The 25345-nt window shown below is 52.6% G+C and carries 20 protein-coding genes; 9 read left to right on the top strand and 11 right to left on the bottom strand.

The window, feature by feature from the left end; all coding sequences use genetic code 11:
• Positions 1-144: 144 nt before the first annotated feature.
• Positions 145-819, bottom strand: a complete 675-nt coding sequence (locus tag I9W95_RS10220; RefSeq protein ID WP_225674500.1) for a response regulator transcription factor — start codon at positions 817-819, stop codon at positions 145-147.
• Positions 820-955: 136 nt separating this feature from the next.
• Positions 956-2905, bottom strand: coding sequence for an acetate--CoA ligase (acs, locus tag I9W95_RS10215; RefSeq protein ID WP_225674496.1), 1950 nt, complete (start codon positions 2903-2905; stop codon positions 956-958).
• Between the two features lie 533 nt (positions 2906-3438).
• Here acs and I9W95_RS10210 point away from each other — a divergent pair.
• From I9W95_RS10210 to I9W95_RS10170, 9 genes are all read left to right on the top strand, one after another.
• Positions 3439-4542: a DcaP family trimeric outer membrane transporter gene (locus I9W95_RS10210; protein WP_225674494.1), complete on the top strand. Its 1104-nt coding sequence runs from the start codon at positions 3439-3441 to the stop codon at positions 4540-4542.
• 881 nt (positions 4543-5423) lie between these two features.
• Positions 5424-6593 carry a DUF11 domain-containing protein gene (locus I9W95_RS10205; protein ID WP_225674492.1) on the top strand — a complete coding sequence of 390 codons (1170 nt, stop codon included), beginning with the start codon at positions 5424-5426 and terminating at the stop codon, positions 6591-6593.
• Complete coding sequence (locus I9W95_RS10200) at positions 6590-7603, top strand: hypothetical protein (RefSeq protein ID WP_225674490.1); 1014 nt, start codon at positions 6590-6592, stop codon at positions 7601-7603. The genes I9W95_RS10205 and I9W95_RS10200 overlap by 4 nt, the downstream gene beginning before the upstream one ends.
• Before the next feature lie 10 nt (positions 7604-7613).
• The gene (locus I9W95_RS10195; RefSeq protein WP_225674488.1) at positions 7614-8630 is read left to right on the top strand and encodes a COG1361 family protein; all 1017 of its coding nucleotides are present in this window, start codon (positions 7614-7616) and stop codon (positions 8628-8630) included.
• A 14-nt stretch (positions 8631-8644) separates the two neighbouring features.
• Entirely contained in the window at positions 8645-9106 is a 462-nt protein-coding gene (locus I9W95_RS10190) for a DUF11 domain-containing protein (protein ID WP_225674486.1), read from the top strand.
• A 14-nt stretch (positions 9107-9120) separates the two neighbouring features.
• A complete protein-coding gene (locus tag I9W95_RS10185; RefSeq protein ID WP_225674484.1) occupies positions 9121-10269 on the top strand; it encodes a DUF11 domain-containing protein in 1149 nt (382 codons plus the stop codon).
• Complete coding sequence (locus I9W95_RS10180; protein WP_225674482.1) at positions 10269-16136, top strand: OmpA family protein; 5868 nt, start codon at positions 10269-10271, stop codon at positions 16134-16136. The genes I9W95_RS10185 and I9W95_RS10180 overlap by 1 nt, the downstream gene beginning before the upstream one ends.
• Positions 16137-16266: 130 nt before the next feature.
• Positions 16267-17289 (top strand): DUF2804 domain-containing protein, encoded by a 1023-nt coding sequence (locus tag I9W95_RS10175; protein ID WP_225674480.1) that lies wholly within the window; start codon positions 16267-16269, stop codon positions 17287-17289.
• A gap of 83 nt (positions 17290-17372) precedes the next feature.
• The gene (locus I9W95_RS10170; RefSeq protein WP_225674478.1) at positions 17373-18398 is read left to right on the top strand and encodes a hypothetical protein; all 1026 of its coding nucleotides are present in this window, start codon (positions 17373-17375) and stop codon (positions 18396-18398) included.
• A gap of 55 nt (positions 18399-18453) precedes the next feature.
• On the opposite strand, the gene ccmI is transcribed toward I9W95_RS10170, so the two are convergent.
• The 9 genes from ccmI to ccmA are packed head-to-tail and all read right to left on the bottom strand — an operon-like array spanning position 18454 to position 25320.
• Complete coding sequence (ccmI, locus tag I9W95_RS10165; protein WP_225674476.1) at positions 18454-19671, bottom strand: c-type cytochrome biogenesis protein CcmI; 1218 nt, start codon at positions 19669-19671, stop codon at positions 18454-18456.
• Entirely contained in the window at positions 19671-20126 is a 456-nt protein-coding gene (locus tag I9W95_RS10160; protein ID WP_225674474.1) for a cytochrome c-type biogenesis protein, read from the bottom strand. Before I9W95_RS10160 ends, ccmI begins: the two co-directional genes overlap by 1 nt.
• The gene (locus I9W95_RS10155) at positions 20123-20638 is read right to left on the bottom strand and encodes a DsbE family thiol:disulfide interchange protein (RefSeq protein ID WP_225674472.1); all 516 of its coding nucleotides are present in this window, start codon (positions 20636-20638) and stop codon (positions 20123-20125) included. Before I9W95_RS10155 ends, I9W95_RS10160 begins: the two co-directional genes overlap by 4 nt.
• Positions 20635-22581, bottom strand: a complete 1947-nt coding sequence (locus tag I9W95_RS10150) for a heme lyase CcmF/NrfE family subunit (RefSeq protein WP_225674498.1) — start codon at positions 22579-22581, stop codon at positions 20635-20637. Before I9W95_RS10150 ends, I9W95_RS10155 begins: the two co-directional genes overlap by 4 nt.
• Before the next feature lie 19 nt (positions 22582-22600).
• On the bottom strand, positions 22601-23062 hold the full coding sequence (gene ccmE, locus I9W95_RS10145) for a cytochrome c maturation protein CcmE (protein WP_225674471.1): 462 nt from the start codon (positions 23060-23062) through the stop codon (positions 22601-22603).
• Positions 23046-23234, bottom strand: a complete 189-nt coding sequence (gene ccmD / locus I9W95_RS10140; protein ID WP_225674469.1) for a heme exporter protein CcmD — start codon at positions 23232-23234, stop codon at positions 23046-23048. The genes ccmE and ccmD overlap by 17 nt, the downstream gene beginning before the upstream one ends.
• Positions 23234-23980, bottom strand: a complete 747-nt coding sequence (locus tag I9W95_RS10135) for a heme ABC transporter permease (protein WP_225674467.1) — start codon at positions 23978-23980, stop codon at positions 23234-23236. Before I9W95_RS10135 ends, ccmD begins: the two co-directional genes overlap by 1 nt.
• Before the next feature lie 12 nt (positions 23981-23992).
• The gene (gene ccmB / locus I9W95_RS10130; protein ID WP_225674465.1) at positions 23993-24661 is read right to left on the bottom strand and encodes a heme exporter protein CcmB; all 669 of its coding nucleotides are present in this window, start codon (positions 24659-24661) and stop codon (positions 23993-23995) included.
• On the bottom strand, positions 24658-25320 hold the full coding sequence (ccmA, locus tag I9W95_RS10125; protein WP_225674463.1) for a cytochrome c biogenesis heme-transporting ATPase CcmA: 663 nt from the start codon (positions 25318-25320) through the stop codon (positions 24658-24660). Before ccmA ends, ccmB begins: the two co-directional genes overlap by 4 nt.
• Between the last annotated feature and the right edge of the window lie 25 nt (positions 25321-25345).

Here is a 25345-nt window from a genome sequence, read left to right as displayed (position 1 = left end):
GCTGGGGTCGGCCCTGCCGGCCAGGGGATAAGTTCCCCTGGGAGGCAGAAGGCATTGCGGATTTAAAAGTCGTTTATAGAAAACAGATAGTTTTAAAACTGTGGGACAGCAGTGGGCGGTGGCCAGCTTTTTTATGCTCTCAGATTATCCCTGGCCGCTCATAGCCGCTTCGGGTTTTTCAATATCCAGGCTCTGTACAGCAATAACGGCCTGTGTGCGAGTACGTACGCCAAGCTTACGGAAAATGGCCGTAACGTGAGCTTTAATGGTCGCTTCACTGACATCCAGATCGTAGGCAATCTGTTTATTCAGCATACCCTCCGCCATCATGGTCAGAACACGGAATTGCTGCGGCGTAAGACTCGCCAGACGCTCCGCCAGATCCAGTGCATTCTGGTTTGGCTGATGCTGATGACGGCGAGCAACATCCGGTAAATAAATATCGCCCTGAAGCACTTGTTCAATGGCTTTTGCAATATGATCCAGCGGTGAAGATTTCGGAATGTAGCCCGAAGCTTCATGGTCGATGGCCTGACACATAATTGCAGGGTCTTCACAGGCCGAAACAACAATCACAGGAATTTCCGGATAATGCGAACGCAGAAAGACCAGACCGGAATAACCGTGAGCACCCGGCATCTGCAAATCAAGCAATACCAGATCGGCATCCTTATGCTGTTCAACAACCTGCTGTAGTTCAGGCAACGACTCGGCCTGTTCAATTGTGACATCAGGAACCAACTGTTTTACGGCCTGCTGCATAGCAGTACGAAACAATGGATGGTCATCAGCAATGATAATTTTCTGAGCGAGCTGCATCATCCCCTCCGGAGATCTGTCACCGTTCCAATGACATGATTATTGTTATTTCTGAAGTATACCCGGTTTAAAGCAGAAAACTGCCCAGAGAAAAATCCCGGGGCAGTTTTCGTGACAGATACTACATATCCGGCAATCAGCGATTTAGACGTTCGTCTACCAGGGTATCGACAACAGACGGATCCGCCAGCGTTGAGATATCTCCCAGAGAGTCATGTTCGTTCGCTGCAATCTTACGCAGAATACGACGCATGATCTTGCCGGAACGGGTTTTAGGCAGCCCAGGCGTGATCTGAATCAGGTCTGGTGTAGCCACCGGACCAATATCCGTACGTACCCAGTTGCGCAGCTCTTTCACCAGTTCATCACTGGCCTGCTCTCCCGAGTTCAGGGTCACATAGACATAAATGCCCTGACCTTTGATGTCATGCGGATAGCCAACCACTGCAGCCTCCGCCACTTTCGGATGCGCAACCAGTGAGCTTTCTACCTCGGCAGTACCCATGCGGTGACCCGAAACGTTAATAACATCGTCCACACGACCGGTAATCCAGTAGTAACCATCCTCATCACGACGGGCACCGTCGCCAGTGAAGTACATTCCACGGAAGGTAGAGAAGTATGTCTGAACAAAGCGGTCATGATCGCCGTACACCGTACGTGCCTGACCTGGCCAGCTATCCACAATCACCAGATTACCGTCAGTCGCACCATCCAGCATCATGCCGGCGTTATCCACCAGTGCTGGCTGTACACCAAAGAATGGACGGGTCGCAGAACCAGGTTTCATGTCAGTTGCACCCGGCAGCGGAGTAATCATGATGCCGCCGGTTTCGGTTTGCCACCAGGTATCCACAATCGGACAATTCTGTTCGCCGATCACATCGTAATACCACTGCCAGGCTTCCGGGTTAATTGGCTCACCCACTGAGCCCAGCAGGCGCAGTGACTCACGATGGGTTCCTTCAACTGCTTTACGGCCTTCGGCCATCAGAGAACGGATTGCCGTTGGTGCGGTGTACAGAATGTTAACCTGATGCTTATCGACAATTTGCGAGAAACGGTTGATATCCGGATAGTTCGGAACACCTTCACACATCAGTGTGATGCCGCCATTCGCCAGCGGTCCATACAACAGGTAGGTATGACCGGTAATCCAGCCCACGTCTGCTGTACACCAGTAAATATCACCATCGTGGTAATCAAAAACATACTGATGAGTAATCGACGCCCACACCATGTAGCCACCACTGGTGTGAACAACACCCTTCGGCTTACCGGTTGAACCCGAGGTATAAAGAATAAACAGCGGGTCCTCCGCATTCATCTCTTCAGGTGGGCAGTGCGGGGACGCAATTGATACCAGGTCGTGGTACCAGACATCCCGCGCAGGGTGCCAGGCAACGTCAGAACCGGTGCGCTTAACCACAATAACCTTTTCCAGAGTACGAATGGTCGGATGTGTCAGAGCCTCATCGACGTTAGCTTTCAGCGGCACGTGCTTACCGCCACGAACGCCTTCATCAGAAGTGATAACCACTTTAGCGTTACTGTCTTCGATACGACCGGCCAGCGCGTCCGGTGAGAAACCACCAAATACAACAGAGTGAATGGCACCGATACGTGTACAGGCCAGCATAGCCACGGCCGCTTCCGGGATCATTGGCATGTAAATGCACACCACGTCACCTTTGCGCACACCCTGACCACGCAGAGCGTTGGCGAAGCGGGAGACCTCTTCATGCAACTCTTTATAGGTAATATGACGATCCTGATCCGGCTCATCACCTTCCCAGATAATCGCCGTCTGATCGCCACGGGTTTCCAGATGACGATCCAGACAGTTGGCAGACACGTTCAGCGTACCGTCTTCAAACCAGCGAATGCTAACGTTGTGATCGTCGAACGATACGTTACGTACTTTGGTAAATGGCTTAATCCAGTCGATGCGCTGCTCAGCCTGTTCACGCCAGAAACCTTCTGGGTTAATAACAGACTGCTGGTACATCTGCAGATATTTCTCGTTGTTAATCCAGCTGGAATCCGCAAATTCCTGTTTAACCGGATAAACCTTCTGATCGCTCATAGCGTTCTCCCGAATGATTATTTTTAGCTCGCTAAATGCGTCTGCGCACTTGTCTATATCCTGTCATCCATATTGGTTGCAGGCTGACTGTGTCAAAATTAGACAATGGTCTATTCATGCCGGAATGCACTGTAATCGGGCATTCCAGCGATTACTCCGTCCTGATATTCAACAACCACAGTTTGCTGAGAAAAGGGCTACCCAGCCGTACTAACAGCAAACACCGTTCTCATGTTGCCAGGCAAAATCATATCCCCTTGAAATATATGGAAAAAGCGATCATTCGTGTATACCACGAACACAACAGAGTGTGATTTTTTCCTCTGAGGACACAGACTAAATCGACGTGATTGCCCCCTCCCTGAACACGTATCAATAGCTGGCCTCAGCCCCGAAACCACCGCGTATAAGCACTTGGAAGTTAGTAGGTACTATTACTTAGTCGGCACAGGCTTCGACCTTTGGCTAATTTCTAAGCACTGAAAGCGTGCACCATAGTGAGCAGGCACAACTACGATAATAAGGAGAGCGACATGCGCAAAACCTCATTAGTCCTGCTGGCGAGCGCACTGCCACTGGCGGTACAGGCAGCAAACACCGAATTCACATTTGGTGGCTACGTTAAACTTGACGCCATGATGAGTACGTACTCGGACGGCCCGCTGACTGTCGGTCTTGGTGAAGACTTTTACGTCCCTGCTGCCATCCCGACTGGCGGCGACGAAACCACCAGCTTTGATATGAATGCTAAATCCTCGCGATTCAACCTCAAATCAGTTTCAACACTGGACAATGGTGAGAAAGTTACAGCATTTTTCGAAATGGATTTTCTGGCTTCCGGCCAAGGTACTGAGCGTATCACCAACGCCTACGCCCCACGTCTACGCCATGCTTTCTTCAACTATGGTAACCTGACCTTTGGTCAGACTTGGACAACCTTCATGAACACTGGCGCCTTGCCAGAAACAGTTGACTTTCTTGGTGTCAGTGACGGCACTGTGTTTGCCCGTCAACCACAGATTCGTTACACCATGGGGGACTTCCAGTTCGCATTGGAAAATGCCAATACGACACTGGACGGATCAGGTGATACAGCGTTAACTGATGACAACACCCTTCCAGATATCGTTGCCCGCTATAACATGAAAATGGGAGACCATGCATTTACTGTTTCCGCCATTGCACGCCAGTTCGCTACCCAGGATGGTGCAGGTGTTGATGAATCCGCTAACGGCTTCGGTATTAACGTGTCCGGCAAGATTATGGTCGGCGGCGATGATCTGAAATTCAGCTATACCACAGGTAACGTTTCACGCTACGTTGGCTTATCTCAACTTCCTGATGCCATCACATCCGGAAGCTCCATAGAGCCAACGGATGTAACTGGTGCTTTCGTAGCTTATCGTCACCATTGGAACAGCCAGATGCGAAGTACCCTGGCTTACTCCATGTATGATGCAGAACAAGATGATGGCGTTGAACGTTCCTCAAATAGCACTCGTCTTAACCTGATGTATTCTCCAACCAAGGCAGTAACCTATGGCGTGGGCGTGGAATACACAATGGCCAACATCGACAAAGATGGCGTTGAGGGAGACATGAGTCGCATCCACTTCACTGCCAAATACTCTTTCTGATCTCAGAAAGTGGGAAAAACCGGCTTCGGCCGGTTTTTTTGTGCCTGACGAACGAGCGGTGCCTGTACCTACACCCATCCACCCTTTCAGCCCATCTTCTATCGCTTTAGCAGGCAGACAGAATACGCCATCGTCATTATCTGCAATGTACGCACCGGTAGCCGCTCTTAATAGCTTTTGATAATAAGAATGAGTCCGATACAGGACTAATGAATTACCACTATTTCTGCCATTTATTTGTCGTACGAACGTACCTTGTTACAAAAATACACAAATATTTTACACATCACACGGTGTGACACTTTTTGTCACTATGTCCCCTAGAACGCCGATTTGCTGGCGTCAAAAATGACGAAAGGCAGAAAAAAAGGACCTAAATGGCTGAAATAACTAGCGATTAGCAGCTGAATGGAAATTATTACTAAAAAACAGCAACTTACCTCACTCAAGCCCAGTATCTACGCGGGCTGTCGGCAAATTGACTAGCCTTCCCCCTCTCCCCTAAAAACCCCCTTGTTGCGCAAAATGACCAAAATCTTAGTACTAAAGTGCCAATACCTAATCTGGTATTCCGACGTTTGCTGTGGAATACGTCTGTCAGATCGTCTCTTACCGCCCTGCTTCAGGGGTGTGTGCCTCTTATTGCCTTCATTCTGGTCACAAGCAATTCCTACGCAAAAGACATAACCCTGACAGAAAGTTTTGCTGGCAACCTGTCCTTTGAGCTAACCGGGGGTGGTATTCGCAGAGGCTCCGACGGCTGCTCACAACCTTTCGCCAGTTCAACAGCTCAGTTATCAACTCCAGTATCCTCACGTATCGAGGCAGCGTTTCTTTACTGGTCTGGCTCGGGGTCATCGACGTCCTACAACAGCATCAGTATGAACGGATCGACCATCTACGCCAGTGAGTTTTACACGGTTGCTGATTCAGATGGGCTGCAGTTCTACAGCGCTAAAGCCGATGTAACCTCGCGAATCAGCAGTGGTAGCTCAAACGTCACCATCACTAACCTTAAATTTGATCGCAGTGGCGAGCACTGTAGTTTTTCTACCGCCTACGGTGGCTGGGCTCTGGTGGTTATCTATGAAGAAGCCAGCGAACCTCTGCGCGTTATTAACGTGTTCGATGGTTTACAGGTGTTCTGGGGAAGTGAGATCCAGCTGACACCAAGCAACTTCGTTGTTGCCGATAATCCGGGCTCGCTGGGTGGTAAACATGCGCACATTACCTGGGAGGGTGACTCAGGTAACTCGCAATCTAAAAACAACGTAAACGAAACGCTGCGTTTTAAGAACAATTCGCTTTACGATGCAAGCAATCCGATCAACAACCAGTTTAACTCCTATTCAAACAGTCGTAGCGCCACAACAAATGGTGCTGATATCGATGTCTACGACATTGGCAACTATCTGACAGCAGGCGAAACGTCCGTTACCACCCGTTATTCCAGTGGGCAGGATCAGGTTCTCTTGTCAGCCGAAGTAATCAGTGTTCCAAACCGTGCAGTCAGCGATCTCTCACTGCAGGTTGCAGGGCCCGCCGATATCTACCGCGGACAAACCGTCGCCTATACGTTTACTGTTGCTAACAATGGTCCCGGCCAGGAACCTTCCGGAGCCACCGTTAGTTTTCCTTTGCAAGACATGGGTTTCCTGGGCGCCAGCGGCACTAACTGGAATTGTGCTGTCGTATCAGCATCCGTGGAATGTGCTTATACCAGCGCTATAACAGAAAATACCAGTGCTGCAACACTGACAATTACCCTTAGCAGCCATAACTCGACCACTTCCAGCTACACATTAGCGGCGGAAGTCATTGCAGATAACTTCGACCACCGCAGTGCGAACAACAAATCATCTGTAGTTACCCAGATTAATGCGCCCGTGTATGACTTAACCAAAACAGGTGTCGGTCTCAATAGCAGCGTAATACGAGCCGGCGATACACTGCGCTATACCTTCAACATAACCAACAATTCAGGTTCAGCAATATTTCATTACACCGTGTGCGGGCAGGAAATAGCATTGTGCTGGCGAGCACGAATGTGAGCGTTAATGTAAGTGGCCGTGAACCAACTCTGATTGAAGCTTCCCTGACAACGACTGAAGGTGACTTTAATGCAGGTGACGAACTAAGACTCGACATACGACAAAGCCACCAGAACAATCGTGATCGCACTATCACGCTGTATACCCTGTATAACAGTCTGCCAGCGCAATTAGCATTAACCTCAAAAACCGTCATCGACGTAAATTCTGTCTACATAGCGGATGCGGCTTATCCGACGGGAAATACACAAGCTTCCATTGAGAGAGGAAAAACCGCCTATATTCGTGCCCAGGTCTCTGATCCTTTCGGTGCCTATGACATTTCCTCAGCAACGATCAGCATTAAAGATTCCGAGAATTCAATCATTGCAGCGGATGCAGGTATGACTGAAGTTGCTGCCGATGCAGCAGTTAAAACCTACGAATACAGTGTTGCGGTACCTAGTAATGCTCCGGCAGGCAACTGGTTAGCCTCAGTCACAGCGACCGAAGGCAGCGAAGGTATCGTTAGCAGCGAACGTAGCCTGATATTCCCGCTGGTACTCTATCCTGATCTGACCATCGAGCGGTCAACCAGCATTGTTTTTGATCCCATAAATAATACTGTTCAGCCTAAAGCTATTCCTGGTGCTGTTGTCGCAATGGCTTTAATTGCGCGAAATTACGGCGAAGGCGTTAACGATAGCGACACACTGGTTATTCAGGAATCAATTGCAGCAGGTACATCATTATTTGTCGGCGATTTAAGTAATGGCAGCCCGGTTGAATTTGTCGACGGCACAATCAATAGCGGACTGACATTCAGTTTTACCGATCTGGCAAGCAGCAGCGATGACCTTGCCTTTTCAGATGACGGCGGCGCCACCTTTGACTACATCCCGACAGCGGATGCAGAAGGCTACGACCATGCCGTCACTCATATTCAGTTTTCGCCGAAAGGCACCGTTCGTCCCGGTTCAGGCAGCAGCCAGCCGGAATTCCGTTTTCACTATCAAGTAAAGGTCCAATAAGGAGATTCCTATGAAGACCATCAAGCAAGCCGCCCTGCTTTTCGCAGGCGTACTGGCATCGACGGCTACTCTGGCAGCAACGCCAGTAGGTACCCCGATCCAGAACACCGCAACAGCGACGTATTACTCGCCGTCTGATGCGGCTACACAACTGTCTGTAAGCGATTCCACATCGTTTATCGTTCAGGAAAAAATTGATGTCAGCGTAACCAACAATGACTCAACTTCTATCGACGTTCAGGCAGGTTCGACTCAGGTAATCGAGTACACCATTACCAACACTGGTAACGGTAACGAAACCTTTGACCTGACAGTTACTAACCAGGCCGGTGACGTCTTCGACGTAACCAATGTCAAAATTTACCTGGATGACGGCGTTGACGGCTTCCAGGGCACTGAGACTGAAGTTGATCTGATCAACCTGGATCCTGACGAATTTGAAACCATTTTCGTTGTGGTAAACATTCCGGTTGGCCAGAACATTGGTGACGACTCCGTTATCAATTCCAACGTTACCTCTGCCACTACTGGCGCCGCCAGCGGCAGCGTAGGTGACATCCTCAGTGGTCAGGGCGATGGTGGCACTGATGCCGTACTGGCAGCCAATGCCGGTGGCTCAATTGACGCCGTGACCTTCGACGTTACTGCAACTGCTGGTCTGGTCGTTGTTACCAAAACCGTACTGTCTACCGTCCACCCAACCCTGGGTGCGGTTAAAGTGCCGGGTTCTGTTGTGACCTACCAGATTCTGGTTGAAGTAACAGACGCAGTTAATGGTCTGAACATCGTCGATAACCTGCCAGCCAACCTGACCTACGTAGACGGCTCTCTGCTGATTGCCAACAGTGATCTGGCCGGTGTCGAACTGACCACCAGCAACGCAGTCGCTAACACTGACTCTGCAGCAGATTCTGATGCAGGTCGTTACGACCCGAATGCAGGTACAAACGGTCGCGTGACCTTCGTAATGGGTGATCAGGCTGCGGCTGGCGATTTCACCATTCAGTTCCAGGCAACCATCGACTGATAACGGGGTAAGTTATGCGCACTCTTCTGTTCACGCTTGCACTTCTTCCTTCACTGGTTTTTGCGGAGGTATCGCTGACCACTGAGGCCTTCAAAATCGTGCCTGTTCCACAGGCTGATGGCACCGTGATGGAAGAGTGGCAGGCACCCGAAAAAGTCGTTCCGGGCGACAAAGTAGGTTATCGGATTACCTACTCGAATAACGGTAAGGACGCTGCGGAGTCGATTGTGATCAACAATCCGGTTCCTGATGCAACAAGCTATATCGCTAACAGTGCCACTGGTGCTGGCAGCGTTATTACCTATTCCGTGAATGGCGGTCAGAGCTTTGCGAAAGCATCTGAACTGACCGTAACCGAGCAGGGTAAAACCCGCGCGGCAAAAGCGGAAGAGTACAGCCACATCCGCTGGCAGCTGACGAATCCGGTTGAGGCCGGTGCCAGCGGCAAAGTGGAATTTAAAGTTCGTGTGAACTAATTGGGAGAATGTTTATGAAAACATTTCAGAAAGTAGTACTTCCTGCAGCCCTGTCCCTGGCCGGCCTCGTTTCTCAGCAAGCGATGGCTGCAGGTACGGATGCAGGTAAAAGCATCGAGAATACCGCGACAATGAGCTATGCAGTTAATGGTTCAACCTCCAACAGCGTTGAAGCTAAGACTGCATTTCTCGTCGATGTAAAAATCGACTTCGGTTGGACTGCGCAAACTGCACTGAACACCACCACAGCTGAAACCCTGGACGCTGTGTCTTACTACAAATCAGGTCCTGTTCAGTTAAGCAACTCATCCAACACCAAAGCATTCTACAGCATTGGTGTAACCATGATTGCGAAGGATGGCAAGTTCACTGTCAACTCAACTGAATACACTGCAACTGCTTCTTCGAACTCCACCGAAATTAAGTATGTTGTCGACACTGATGGCGATGGTGATTTAACCGATGAAACTGTTAAATCAACCGGTTCAACGGGCGGACTGCTCGACCTCACCGCAGATACTACGTCTCAGAACCTGTATGTTCTGATTCCGTCAGCAAGCGTTACGGGTGCAGATAACAATATCCTCGGGATGTCTGTCACGGCAGTCGCCGAAGAAGTGTTGATTACTGGTGAAACCGTTAATCGCAGCGTTTCCGATGATTCAGGGAATGCAGATGCACAGCAAACGATTCAGTTTGTATATGCAGATGCTGGCAACGATAACTCAGAGCTGACCTACGTGGGTTCTACACTGAGCGGCATCCCTGATTTCTCAGTGATCCCCGATAGCGATCCTAACAACGATGGTTTTGTGAAAACCAGTGTAGTTCTGTCTGATCCGATTTCATTGGTTGCAGGCACACGGCCGAAAGCCATTCCGGGAGCCATTGTGCGTTACACCATCACCCTTAAAAACAAAGGTACTGGCAACGCTCTGGACGTGAATATCAGTGATCCTCTCGATACAATCACAGAGATTGAGTTCTGTGATAACACAGCCGATACCAACTGCGAAAACATCACTGTAACAACGGACGATGGTTCCAGCGGTACCTTCACTTACGACACGAGCTCATCCACCGCAACTCAGGTGTACGTGCATTACGACACCTTCCCTGCCGGTGGTTCCAGCACCATCACTTTCACCGCCAAAGTGAAATAATGATGCTGAACATCGCAAATCACATTCGCCAGGTTCTGCAGCACGGGCTTTCCGCCCGGGTTGCTGCCTGCCTGTGTGTTTTTGCGATGGCTTCGCCGTGGGCGGCTGCTGCAGTCACCCCGGCGAATACCAGCATTACCAATACCGTCTCAGCCAGTTGGACGCTTCCACTGAGCAACAGCTCAGAGCAAACGTCTGCGGATGTGACCTTTGTAACTGAAGAAATCAGTGCAGCCGGCACGGCTCCAACGCCTTCTGAACTGACCCTGGCGCACTTCCTGCCTGGCAGCAGTGATCGCCCTACTCTCGTAGAACCAACAGAATCTGCTGACAACAGCGGCAACTTCTCTGTGGTTAATCAGATTTCCGACCTCGGCAACAACGCCTACGCCACACCGGGCAGTTATGTGCTGAGCTCTAATGAATACGGCTACAAGATTGGTGAGCCGTTGATGATCCAGCTGACGGATCTGGATAAAAACCTCAACTCTGTTCGTCCCGATCAGATTGAAGTCGTTGTATCCAACAGTCAGAACAGCGATACCGAAAAACTGCGCCTCACCGAAAGTGGCGATAACACAGGTATCTTCATTGGCTTTATCGCTACCGCTGCGGTGGATAGCAGCAGCGCGCCGTACGACTGTACCCTGTCTCTGAAGCAAAGCCAGAGCATTACCGTTTCCTATGAAGACAGTATCGACAGCACCGACGTTTCCTCGGCATCGACACGCTTCGATCCGTACAGCCGTATTTTTGATGCACAGACCGGCGAGCCTATTAACGGCGTTAAAGTCACCTTAATCGATGTTGCTACTGACGAAGCTGCCACCGTTTATGACGATGACGGTGTCACGCCGTGGCCATCCACTGTTACCACCGGTCCGGTGAGCAGTGCAGAGAAAAGTATTCAGGCTACCGATCTGGGATATTTCCCGGATGGCAGCTTCCGCTTCCCGTACGTTCCTGCCGGTGAATACCGCCTGCAGTTCGAAGCCCCCGATAATTATCGTGTACCGTCAGATAGCAGTGATGACGACTTATCGGCAGTACCGAACGGTCCTTATGAAATATCGGGTATTTCCAAAGGTGAGAGTTTTACTTTGTCATCTGGCCGGGTGTTCTATGCAGACATCGCTGCCGACCGTCTGGATGGCAACCTGTTGCTGAGCAAAGTAGCCGGCAAGCAGGAAGCCGGTATCGGTGACTTCATCGAATTTACCCTGTACATCAACAATGGCGACGTGAATCTGACCGATGCCATTCTGCATGATCAGCTGCCAGCGGGTATGCGCTACCGTTCAGGCTCGGCACATGTTAACGATGAAAAAGTCGCTGATCCTGCCATCGATAACACTGGCCGCAAACTCGAATTCGCACTGCCGGATATTGCCGCCGATGCGCGGGCGAAGCTGACCTACGTGGTGCAGATCACCAACAACGCTCACGACACCCTGACCAACACCGCATGGATCAGCGACGACCTGATCAGCAGTAACACCGCTCAGGCCAGCGTTAAAATCATCGATGAATTTATGAAAGACTCGGCCCGCCTGTTTGGTCGCGTTTACCTGGACGACTGTAACGGCAACCTGGAAGCCGATGCGGTATCCAATATTCGTCTGTATATGGAAGACGGCACCTATGTCGTTACCGATGCTAACGGCGAATGGCATATCGAAAACGTACGTCCTGGTACCCACGTAGTTCAGCTGGATACCGCCACTGTTCCGCCATACATGGAAGTGATGACCTGTGACCAGCGTGGTTTCCATGCTGGCCGCTCATTCAGCCAGTTTGTTGATGTTCAGCCTGGTAGTTTCTGGCGTGTCGATTTCGCCCTGAAGATGAAGCAACCGGAAAACGGCGAAGTGACACAAAAGCTGAGTCACGAGCTGATTCCGCTGAATGAACTGGATAACGGCCGTCTGCCATACGGTTCGCCGGTACCGCAAAAGCTGCGTTACACGTTGCAACTGTCCGGTAAAGGCGTGGAAATCAATAACTTCATGCAGATGATTTCTCTGCCGGAAGGTGTTGTCTATGAAGCAGGCAGCACCGTACTGGACGGTGAGCCATGGCCTGACCCTCAGATTTCATACAGCACGCTGATTTATAAACTGGGCGACAAGCCGAAAGTATGGGAACACGAGCTGGTATTTACTGCCGTTGTGTCCAATAAAGCACGCAGTGGTGAGCTGGTCGCTCGTGCCGTTGCCCGATTCCAGGCCGACAATCAGGCAGCGCAGAGCATGAAGCCGGTGGCTACATCTGCGGTACTGCAACTGCCTCCGGAAGATGGTCTGGTTAAGCCGATCAATCCACCGAAGTTCGCTAACTTTGCTGATCAGCTGACCGAAGAAGACAAGATTAACCTGAAGAACGTAATCGACAGTCTGACGGGGCTGCGCAATCTGAAAGTTGAAGTGGTCGGTCATACTGACAGCACGCCGATTGCCCGCCGTAACAAACATATTTACGCCGATAACCAGGCGCTGTCTGAAGCCCGCGCCAATTCCGTTGCGCAATACATCGCCGAACAACTGGGTGTGGATCGCAGTCAGATTCTGTCTGCCGGTAAAGGTGCCAGCCAACCGGTTGCATCCAACGGCAGTGCACTGGGTCGGGCGAAAAACCGTCGCGTGGAAGTCAAAGTTCTGAATGGTGAACCGGATATCCGCCTGGCCACAATTGCCAGTGATATTCAGATCGCCAGCATTCAGTCTGCCCTGCCAGGCTTTATTAATACCTTACCAGCTACCGCAGCGGGTGGTGACACCGGTCTGGTCGAAGAAGAACCGATGCCTGAGTTCAATGCGCGCTGGTTCACCACGGCGGCAGATGAAGCTCAGTGGCTGTGGCCACCGGTTGATCGCAGTCCGGCAATTTCGTCGGTGAAAATTGCCATTTCTCACGCCCGCAATGAGCGCGTGCGTCTGCTGCTGGGAGATAAACCGGTCAGCCCGCTGAACTACGACGGCCTGATTGATAACAGCCAGCGCGATCTGGTGGTCAGTGTCTGGCGCGGTATCGACCTGCAACCAGGCCCTAACCGCTTCACCGTGATGGTGATTGATGATCAGGGCAACATCAGCGAAGAATTTGAGCGCAACGTCCAGTTTGCGCAGATACCAGCCAAAGCCGAAATCATAGCTGAGAAAAGCCAGCTGATTGCTGATGGTATTACCGCTCCGGTCATTGCCGTGCGCCTGACCGATAAAGACGGTTTCCCGATTCGTCCGAATGCGCAGGGTGAAGTCGACATTGCCGACCCTTACATGCTGCTGTCGGATGCCGTACAAATCGAAGGCAACCCATTAGGTGAAGTGAGCAACCCGGGCTACCGAGTCGGTAAAGACGGCATCGCTCTGATCCGTCTGGCACCGACCAATCAGGCCGGTGAAGCACTGCTGAAATTCCGCTATGCCAACGGCCAGAAAGATGAACTGCGCGTATGGCTGAAGCCGGCGCCACGCGACTGGATTCTGGTTGGTCTCGGTGATCTGACTGTCGGTTATAACGCCTCGTCCGGTAACAGCAGCAGTCGCTCAGCTGCTGGTGTTGACGATAACCTGTACCACGATGGCCGCCTCGCCTTCTTCGCTCAGGGTCAGGTACTGGGTGAATGGTTGCTGACTGCAGCCTACGATTCCGGCAAGCCCGCCGGTGATGCATTCGCCCAGATTATTGAACCGGATCGCTACTACACCCTGTATGGTGATGCCAGTCAGCAACAGCTGGACGCCAGCTCCGCACGTAAACTGTATGTGCGTCTTGAGCGCGAGCGCTTCTACGCCATGTTCGGTGACATCAACACCGACCTGAATGTCACCACCCTTGGTCGCTACAACCGCAAACTGACCGGTGCACAGGCGGTATACCAGGGTGACATGATTGAGTTCTCTGGCTTTATCAGTCAGGCAGACACCGGCTTTGTGCGTGATGAAATTCAGGGCGACGGCACTTCGGGTCTGTACCGTCTGAGCAATGCCGGGATTGTTACCGGTTCAGAAAGCATCAGTATTGAAGTACGTGACCGCTACCGTAATGAAATCATTGTCGAGTCGAAAGAACTGGTACGTGATACCGACTACGTTATCGACTACGAAGATGGCACCATTTACTTCAAAGGTCCGGTAAGCAGCACTGATAGCAGTTTTAACCCACGTTACATCGTTGCCGAGTACGAAGTGGATGGTAACGGTGAAATGGGTTACATCAGCGGTGGCCGTGCGGGTATCAAACTGCTGGATGACCGTATCAAAGCCGGCATCACCAATATCAACCAGAACCAGAGTGGCAATGATCGTCGTCTGACCGCTGCCGATACTTCCATTTCCCTTGGTGACACTGAAATTCGTGCTGAACTGGCGCAGTCGCAGGAAGTGGTATCCGGTACCGTCGATCCGGCGTCTGCCCAGCTGGTCGAAGTTACCCACCGCTCAGAAAGCCTGGAAGCCAAAGCCTATGTTCGTCGTCAGGAAGATGGTTTTGGTCTTGATCAGACCTCCTCTGCCGACAATGACTACCGCAAGGAAGGTATCGAAGGCAGCCTGTATCTGGGTGCCCGCGACAAGCTGGATGTGGAAACCTTCCACCACCAGCAACTGTCCAGTGGTGACGACAGCTATCAGGCCGAAGTGGAATGGACCCGCCAGCTGAACAACTCTCAGCAGGTTAGTCTGGGTGTACTGGGTGCTCAGGAAGAAGACGATGAAAGCACCCTGTATACAGAACAGGCAACGGCTGGTTTCTCGACCCGTGTACTCAATGATCGTCTGACCCTGACCAGCAAGATTCTGGCAAACCTCAGCGAACGCAGTGACGCTGAAGACCAGTTACGCCTCGGCGCCGACTACCGCCTGACACAGGACGTCAGCCTGTACGCAGAACACGAACGCGGTTTCAGTAACGACGCACCGGAACGCACAGTCTTCGGTGTGCGCGCCACACCGTGGCAGGGTGCCAGTGCGGAGCAAAGCATTGAGCAGGTGGAAGAAGACGATGCTTACCGCCTGTTCGCAGTGTCCGGCCTGAACCAGGACATCATTCTCAGCGACAGCTGGAGTGCCAGCCTGGGCTTTGATCAGGCACGTAATCTGGAAGCCAATGCGCCGGGTGAGACATCCGACAGCACGGAAGACTTCTATGCCCTGTACACCGGCATGGCCTACCGTACCAGCCTGTGGCAGTGGAACGGACGTGTGGAATACCGCGAAGGTTCACAAACCGATAAGTGGGTAGCGCGCACTTCCATCTACCACCCATTGACCGATGCGCTGGCCATTGGTGGCAGCCTGGATTACTTCACTGAAAATGCCAACGATGGCTTCAGCAATCAGCTGGACAGCACGTTCGACCTGGCGCTGCGCCCGCGTAAAACACCGGTTGCCCTGCTGTGGCAGACCCGCTGGGTGCAGCAAAATGAAGGCATCGATGGTGAGACTCCGTCCCGCAGCCGTAAGCTGATCAATAACCTGCACGCCAACTGGCTGATCACGCCATCCGACCAGCTGGCTGGCCAATATGGCGTTAAGCGTGTTCTCGATCAGTACAACAGCGACAACTACGCCTCTACCACCGACTTTATGGCCGCAGAGTGGCGTCATCATCTTAATGAGCGCTGGGATGTCGGTGCTCATGGTCGTCGACTGCACAGCTACGAAGCTGGCCAGAGCCAGCATGGCACAGGTGTTTCTGTTGGCTGGATTCCAAAGACTAACGTCTGGCTGGGTCTGGGTTACAACTTCAGTGGCTTTATCGACACCGACTTCTCAGCGGCCAACTACACCGCCAAAGGCGTGTTCCTGAAAATGCGCTTCAAGGCCGATCAGGAGACCCTCGCCAGCCTGCGCGCTGCCTTCCGCTAAACAAAATATGGCCTGATCGTCACTGGACTCAGGCCATATCAGCCCCGACAATAGCTGCGCCTGGGCACATTTGCTTATTCCGTGCCCCATTTTCACCCGGAAGTACGGCTTCCAATAATAAGGACAAACTATGCCGGCCCGCGATCAGCTGATTAATTCACAGGGACAACCCGCCTACGGCCTTTTTCCCGAAGGCGTCAGAGAAATCAACTATCTCGACTATGACCTGCGCTCAGTTATGGACAGAAAACGCTCCAGCCTGGCGAAAAAACTCGGTTTTAATCAGTTTGAATTCGTCAGCTTTCTCAGCAAAGAGCTGATAGTCGGGCTGGCGGTGGTTGACCTGAAACTGGTCAGTAATGCATTTCTCTATCTGTATGAGCCGGAAACCGGCAAGTTCGAGGAATTCAGCTTCCTGCAGCCGCTGGGCATGGGTACACAGATTGAGCCACGTCCGAACGACGGATCGGCCAGCTTCATTAAAGGTGGCAACCGCTTCCTGATCCACGCAAGCACCACTCCTGGGGTGCGTCGTGTACAGGTGAGTCTGGCACGCGGTGTTGAAATCGATGCCACCATTGATGAGAGCACAGCCTACGACCCTCTGTTGATCTGCACCCGTGCTGGCTATCAGGGCTGGGTGTTCACACAGAAAAGCGCCGCGCGCATCTGCAACGGCAGTATTCGCTGGCACGAGCGCGAGTTTGACCTGCAATCCATCGGCGCACTGGCAGCCGTGGACTGGACCGGTGGCTACATGCGCCGTGAGACATTCTGGAACTGGGGCAGCCTTTCCTGCCGTCTGCGTGACGGTCGTCGTCTGGGTTTTAACCTGGCTGCCGGGGTGAATGAAACCGGTCACAGCGAAAACGCTCTGTGGCTCGACGATAAACTGATCAAAATTGATATGGTCGACTTTATGTTCGACCGCTATCACCCGACGCACTCCTGGGCGATGCGTTCTTCGGATGGCATTATCGACCTGCATTTCGAGCCCAGCGGCCGTCGTCAGGATAAAACCAACGCGTTGTTTATCGCCTCAAACTTCAGCCAGTACTTCGGTCGCTATCATGGTGAAATCCGCCTGCCGGATGAAACCATCACCCTGGAAGGCGAATGGGGCCTGTCAGAGGATCATTTCGCCCGCTGGTAATGATCTGAGTGGCGGCATTGCACGGTGTTCATCTGCTAACCTGTTTTATATAGTCATGCTAACGAATGAACAGGATGATCAAGATGAAACTGAGCCGCCTCCCCCTCGCACTGATTCTGGCCTCGCCTCTGGCGCAGGCCGAATTCTCCAATACGTCCTACAGCTTTTTCTCTGCCGGTGCTGAATCCGTTCACTACTCGGAGAAAATCGACAATTTTGGCGGCATTGATGTTGAGTCAGATTTTTCTGCTCTTAACATTGTCCAGCGTTCCGGTGGCTATACCGCCATTGATGACAGGTTTGGCTTCTTTATTAAAACCGCCTCAACCCTGATTGCCAGCGAAGAAAGCGAAGACTGGGATGCCGACGGCTTTTCCGGCTCGGTGCAGCAGGATACCGCTGCTATGAACTTTCAGATGCTCGACATCAACCTGGCTTACCATTTGGGCAACGGTGGTTACTGGTTAGCCGGCGTTCACTACCAGAAAGTGTCCTTTTCTCGTTTTGGCTGGGAGAACACCGACAGCACTGATGCATTCGCTGATGCAGTTGAAACCAATATGCGTGCAGACACCGTCCTGGTCAGCTCAGTGCAAAGTATCCTTGATGGAGAGGTGCTTGATAGCAATGGCGCTCCGCTTCAGTTAATCGATAGTGCTGGTAACCCGATTACAACGCTGGATGAATACTTTGAAGCTGTCCGTTATAACCCGGAAGATACCCTCGACGTAGTATTCGAAGACGCCAGTGTATTCAGCATCAGTGGTGGCTTTGAATACGACAGCTACTTTGCCAACCAGGGACAGGGACTGCGTTTTATAGCGGGTTCAAAAGTCAGCGTTAATATTTATGAAAACCTGCTGAACTCAACGACCGGGCGCTCGTTAACCCGCAGTTTTGGTGGAGGCATGAACCTGAACCTGACAGCCGGTGCAGGATACCAGTTCACGCCGGAAATCGGTGTAATGGCTATGTTTGAAGCCAATGCCAGCTGGCGTAAAAAGATTCGGGAAGATCTGAATTCCCTCGAAGACAACCGCACAGTTGAACTCCCCGACAACACCTTCTACGCCTACGCACTAACTGGCACTGTGTTCTGGAACTTCTGAAGCGACATCATTTGCACATAAAAAAACCGGCCTGCTGGCCGGTTTTTTTTATGCCTTACTCAACCTGCTCACTGATAAGCAGCTGAATCATCTTTTCTTCACGATTACTGACCGGTGATTTCTGAATCTGCCAGTCACCGCTCTGCGCCACCGGCTGACCGGAACGGGATACCCGGGCAATAACCGTCACCTGCTCATGGTTGCTGAGGTTCAGACCCGGTGCCATCGCCTGTGCATCACTAAGCACTACCTGCGCCGGCAACTGCGCCACACTCAGGCGCTGCACCGCCAGCGGCATAGGCGGTCCGGATACTGCGCGGGCCAGCACGAATACGGTGTCCGTATCCTGTACTGCGGCACGAGCCTCAGCTGAGATATCCACATTCACCATCAGCTGCGCCCGCTTCAGCCAACCCAGGTCCATGTCCTCACCCTGGTCCTGCAAGCGCTCCGCAGCACGGCGAATACCCTGTGCCAGCATTTGCGTTTCAGGAGAGTCAGGCAGGCTCAGCCATACTGTTTTCCAGTGCTCCACCGCTGCGCGGTAGTCCTCCAGTTCGAATGCCAGCATGCCCGCCAGCCCCTGAGTCTGGCGATTATCAGGCACCAGCTCTAAAGATTCTTTCAGTAATGCGTAAATTTCAGGATCGGCTTTCTGATCGGCAGCAAAGAAACGTGCCTGTGCCAGCAGCGTCAGTGTAGCGGCGCGATCTTCGGTTGCTTCCTGTGGCAGTTGCACCAGAATATCGGCAAACACGTCAGCGGCTTTGGCAAAGTCACCGCTCATAGTCAGCATACGACCGTAAAGATAAATCCACTCCGTATTATCCGGATCATGCGCTGCAGCCTGTGCCAGACGTTCAGTCAGCTCCGCTTGCTCAGCTTTGGTCAACTCAACCTGAGAAGATTTTTCCAACAGCTCAGTCGTGCGCAATTCGTTTGACGCACCCCAGAACTGATACAGGGCCAGCGTACCAGAAATAACCACCACCAACAGTGCCAGCGCCAGTGGCCAGCGACGGGCCGGGCCGGTGTTACGGCTTCGTTCGCTGGCATCCGCTGACGCCAGAAATTCACGGTCCAGCTCCAGCTGCAGTGCCGCCTTTTCGTCGTCGCTGAGATCCGTTGTGGCCGCCAGCTCTTCGCAGCGCTCACTGTACAAGCGCAGGTTTTCTTCCGACTGGCCAATGCTTTCGTCAGTCATTTTGCGCGTCGCCGGAACCAGCAGAAACGCAAACAGGATCAGACTCAGTAAAATTAATACCCACAACATCAGGAGCCTGCCTTTTTCTTCAGTTCATCAAGCTTTGCTTTTTCCGCTGCAGACAACGGCTGCACCACGGGTTTCTGTGACCGCTTCAGCCACATCAGTACAAGCAGGCCCAGTACAAATACAATCAGTGGACCAAACCAGAGTAAAAATGTCTGACTGCGCATCGGCGGAATGTAATGCACAAAGTCGCCGTAGCGATCGACCATGTAATCAACAATTTCCTGATCCGATTTGCCATCAACCATCAGATCATACATTTTGGCGCGCATATCGCTGGCCACCGGCGCGTTGGAATCGGCCAGATTCTGGTTCTGACATTTAGGGCAGCGCAGTTCTTCCGCAAGATGGGTAAAACGTTCCTGATCGCGCTGATTATCAAACTGGTATTTATGCCCTTCGACCACGGCCAGTGCCGGCAGGCAAACCAGCGCCAGAACCCAGATAATATGCTTCATTTCAGCGCCTCAAATTGTGGCTGCAGTTTTTCCCAGACGCGTGCGTTCAGGTCACCCACATGCTTGCCCCGGATAATTCCCTGACTGTCGACCAGAAAGGTTTCCGGTGCTCCGTACACACCCAATTCCAGCCCCAGCTGACCATCAGGATCGGCAATATTAAAGAGGTAAGGATTGCCGTAGGCTTTCAGCCACTGACGCGCTTTGAAGTCGTCATCCTTGTAGTTGATGCCAACAATTTTTACGCCCTGCTGTGCCAGCGCATTGAGGAATTCATGCTCAGCTTTACAGGTCGGACACCAGGTCGCCCAGACATTCACCAGTACCGCTTCCTGCGGCAGATGGTTCAGACTTTCACCGGATTCCACGGTATTCAGAATAAACTGTGGGAACGGCTTGCCGATTAATGGTGATGGCAGAACGCTTTTATCTTCCTGTCCCAGACCAACCCAGAACAGCACACCCATACCAAAAAATACCACCAGTGGAATAAACAGCATCAAACGTTTCATGCATTTGCCTCCTGCAGCGTTTTACGGCGGCGGTAACGCTTATCGGCCATCGCCAGAGCACCACCAAGCGACATGAAAATAGCGCCCAGCCATACCCAGCGCATAAATGGTTTCACCTGCAGGCGCATACCCCAGGCACCGTTATCCAGCGGCTCACCCATGGAGATATACACATCACGGAACAGGGATACGTCGATAGCGGCCTCAGTCATGATCTGACCGCGGGCGTTATAGCGACGTTTTTCCGGGGTCAGCAGGGAAATTTCCTTGCCATCTTTAGTAACGCGGAAACGCGCAGCATCGGATACGAAGTTCGGCCCTTCAATATGACCCGCCTGTACAAACTCGAACTGATAAGCACCCAGCGTTTCAATATCGCCCGGTGCCATACGTGCGGCTTTTTCTTCACTGTAATTGGCCACCATCGCCACACCGATAATGGTAATAGCCACACCAATATGTGCCAGCACCATGCCCTGGAAACTCAGGCCCAGCGAGGGAATACGCGACAACTGGCCACGACATTTTTTCCACACGTCGGTCAGAGTTACCGTGATAAGCCACAGCGCAACGGCTATGCCGAGGAATACCTGCCAGTTCATATCACCGCCGTGCAGCAATGGCACGGCAAAGGCCAGCAGCAGCGAAATAATGGCTGCGGCTACAGTTTGTCCGCCAATGCGTTTCAGCTCGTCAGCTTTCCAGCGCGACAAGGCCCCAGGGCCAATAATTAATGCCAGCAGCACGCTCAACGGCACAAACATGGTGTTAAACCAGGAAGCGCCGACTGAAATCTTGCCCATGCCAAAGAAGTCGATAACCAGCGGATACAGGGTACCCAGCAGAATGGCAAACGCAGCCACCACCAACAGCAGGTTATTGAGCAGCATAAAGCTTTCACGGGATACCCACTCATAACGGCCAACTGAGGCCACCGTCGGTGCTTTCAGTGCGTACAGCAGTAACGAGCCGCCTACACAGATACCGAGCAATGCCAGAATAAAGATGCCGCGTTCAGGGTCAGAGGCAAACGCATGTACCGAGGTCAGCACACCGGAGCGCACCAGGAAGGTACCCAGCAAGCTCAGCGAGAAGGCAAAAATGGCCAGCAGTACCGTCCAGCTTTTAAACAGTCCTCGTTTTTCCGTTACTGCCAGCGAGTGCAGCAGCGCGGTAGCCACCAACCATGGCATCAGTGATGCGTTTTCCACCGGGTCCCAGAACCACCAGCCACCCCAGCCGAGTTCGTAGTATGCCCACCAGCTTCCCAGCGCAATACCGACGGTCAGGAAAATCCATGCAGCAGTTGTCCACGGACGTGACCAGCGCGCCCAGGCGGCATCCAGACGGCCTCCCATTAATGCCGCCAGTGCAAACGCAAAGGCAACGGACAAGCCCACGTAGCCCATATATAAGGTTGGTGGATGCACAATCAGACCGAAATCCTGCAGCAGTGGATTCAGGTCCGCACCTTCAGATGGTACAGAAGGCAGACTACGTTCAAACGGGTTAGAGGTTTCCAGCGTGAACAGAATAAAGCCAACGCTGACCATGCCCATGATCGACAGCACGCGCGCCACCATATCCAGCGGCAGGCTACGACTGAACAGGCTGACGGCCAGTCCCCAGCAACCCAGCAGAGTCACCCACAGCAGTAATGACCCCTCGTGAGCCCCCCAAACGGCACTGACTTTAAACGGCGTTGGTAATGCTGTGTTGGAGTTTTTCGCCACATAGGCGACAGAAAAATCGTCCACGACAAAGCAGTAGGTCAGAATCGCCAGACTGATTAACAGAAACACCGCCTGAGCGCTGGCCAACGGGCGTGCATAAGCCATCAGCCAGTCCTGACTGTTGCGCACACCCAGCAGCGGAATCACCACCTGCAGAACAGAAACCAGCAAGGCAAAAATCAGCGCCAGCTGACCAAACTCCGGCACCATGCCGTACCACTCAGTCATGTCAGTACCTCGCCGACTCTAGCGCCTGTTTACCCTCGGTATGCGCTTTTTCCAGCGCATCTTTTACTTCCGGCGGCATGTAATTTTCATCGTGTTTGGCCAGCACTTCAGAGGCGATGAACACGCCGTCGGCGCTCATTTGTCCCAGCGCTACAATGCCCTGCCCCTCGCGGAACAGATCCGGCAGGATACCGTCATAGCTGATGGTTACTTCGGCGGCACCATCGGTTACGCGGAAGGTTGCACCCAACCCCTGATCAGAGCGCTCGACACTGCCCGCCACCACAAGACCACCAGCTCGTACGGTACGACCAACCGGTACTTCACCATTGGCCATCTGGGTTGGCGTCATAAACAGGTTAATGTTCTGACTGAGCGAGTACATCATCAGACCAACAGCGGTACCGACACCGGCCACCAGAAACAGAATCAGAATCAGGCGCTTCTTACGCTTGGGATGCATGCTTTTTCTCCCGACGCAGACGCTGGGCCTGCTCTTTAATTAAACGACGACGACGCAGAACAGGCTGCACAACGTTCCAGGCAATCACCACGGCACTGAGCCCGTATGACAGCCAGACATAAAAGCCGTGATTACCCATGGCGAGGAATTCGGCGAAGCTGTTAAATTCCATCAGTTCTCCAGAATTTCTTTAACCCACTGGCGCTTGCGTTCGTGCCAGAGAATTTCGTTTCGGGTACGCAGAATGACCAGCAGAGCAAAAAACAGGTAAGTGGTCACTATCATAATCAGCAGCGGAATCAGCATATCCGGATGCATGCTGGGTTTTTCTGTCAGTTTCAGCGTGGCTGGCTGGTGCAGGGTGTTCCACCACTCCACCGAGTACTTGATGATCGGAATGTTCACCAGCCCAACCAGCGCCAGAATGGCACCAGCCTTATAACCGCTTTCTTCCGAGTCCATCGCCTGCTGCAGCGCAATCACGCCAAAATACAGAAACAGCAACAGCAACATGGAGGTCAACCGGGCATCCCACACCCACCAGGTGCCCCAGGTTGGTTTGCCCCAGATAGCGCCGGTAAACAGCGCAATGAGGCAGAAACTGGCGCCAATCGGAGCTACCACTTTGGCCACCCAGGCGGCCATTTTCATTTTCCAGATCAGATACACAGCGCCGGCAACCGCCATCATCATAAAGGCGCTCTGGGCCAGGATTGCCGCCGGCACATGAATATAAATAATGCGAAAGCTGTTGCCCTGCAGATAGTCGGCCGGCGCATAGGCTAAGCCAAGTACCAGACCCGCCACACAACCCAGGGCTGATAAAACCGCCAGCCACGGAATCCACTTTTCCGTAATCTCATAAAACCACTTGGGCGAACCGAGTCGATGATAGAGCTGTTTCAGCCACTGCCACATAAAAGATACCAATTACCGTGAGAGGTTCAGTTTTAACGCCGCAGCCGACGCAAATGGCGTCAGGCAGGCAGCCAGTGCCAGCAAGGCACCCAGAAAGCCGATCTGGCCGTTGTAGTCCATACCAATGCCGGCGTGATACACAGCACTGGCTGCAAAAATCAGTACCGGAATATACAGCGGCAGAATCAGCAGGCTCAGCAACAGTCCACCGCTGCGTACACCGGCAGTCAGCGCAGCCCCTACCGCACCCAGCAGACTGAGTACCGGAGTACCGACCAGCAGAGACAGCAGTAAGGCAGCGTAGGCATCCTGCGGCAAGGACAACATAAGCCCAAGTACAGGTGCCATAATGGTTAATGGCAGACCACTGATACACCAGTGCACCAGTGCCTTACCCAATGACATGGCATACAGGGATTCACCAGAGGCTAGCCACTGTTCCAGCGAGCCGTCTTCAACGTCGGCTTTATACAGAGCATCCAGTGACAGCAAGGTCGACAGCAGAGCCGCCACCCAGATCACACCACCGGCAATTTTACTGAGAAATTTAGGATCAGGATCGACCGCCAACGGGAACAGTGCAGCGACCATCAGGAAAAACATTAACGGGTTCAGCCACTCGCCCGGATTACGCGCTGCCAGCAGCAGATCGCGCTTAACCGTTGCCGTTACCAGACTCATGCCTGCCCCCTGTTCATCGCAAGTTGCCCCAGATCCAACTGTTTCAGACTGGCGATATTTTCCAGCGCGTGGTGACTGGTGATGATCACCGCGCCACCGGCTTCGACATGCTTCTGGATACGCTTCTCCAGCCAGGCAACACCGGATTTATCCAGTGCGGTGAAGGGTTCATCGAGAATCCACAGAGCAGCAGGGGCAATGCACAAACGCGCCAACGCCACGCGCCGCTGCTGACCGGCTGACAACTGCTGACATGGAGTCTCTTCGTATCCCGCCAGTTCAACCTCGTCCAGCGCCTGCCACAGCCGGGCGTCATCAACCGACCACTGACTGACCAGCCAGCGCAGATTCTCAATCGGCGTCAGTGCCTTTTTAACCGCCGCCAGATGCCCCTGATACAGGCGCTGAGCCGCGTAGGAAGAAAAATCGTCGTACAGAGGCTGGCCGTGCCACAGCAGCTCGCCGTCGTAATCACGATTGAGCCCGGCGAGCAGACGTAACAACGTCGTCTTACCTGCGCCATTAGGCCCGGCCAACTGCAACAGATCACCATTTTCCACGCGCAGATCGAGCTGATCAAACAGGATACGGTCATCCCGCTCGCAGCAAAGCTGACGCGCTTCCAGGTCGATCTTTATCTGATCCGGTGCAAAGGACATGGCAAACCTTTATACGAAAAACCGC

It is taken from the genome of Thalassolituus marinus (assembly GCF_020320395.1).
In the GTDB taxonomy this organism is placed as follows: Bacteria; Pseudomonadota; Gammaproteobacteria; order Pseudomonadales; family Oceanobacteraceae; genus Venatoribacter; species Venatoribacter marinus.
The sequence above is the reverse complement of the archived record's forward strand: the minus strand, read 5'-3'. Positions and strand labels throughout refer to the sequence as shown.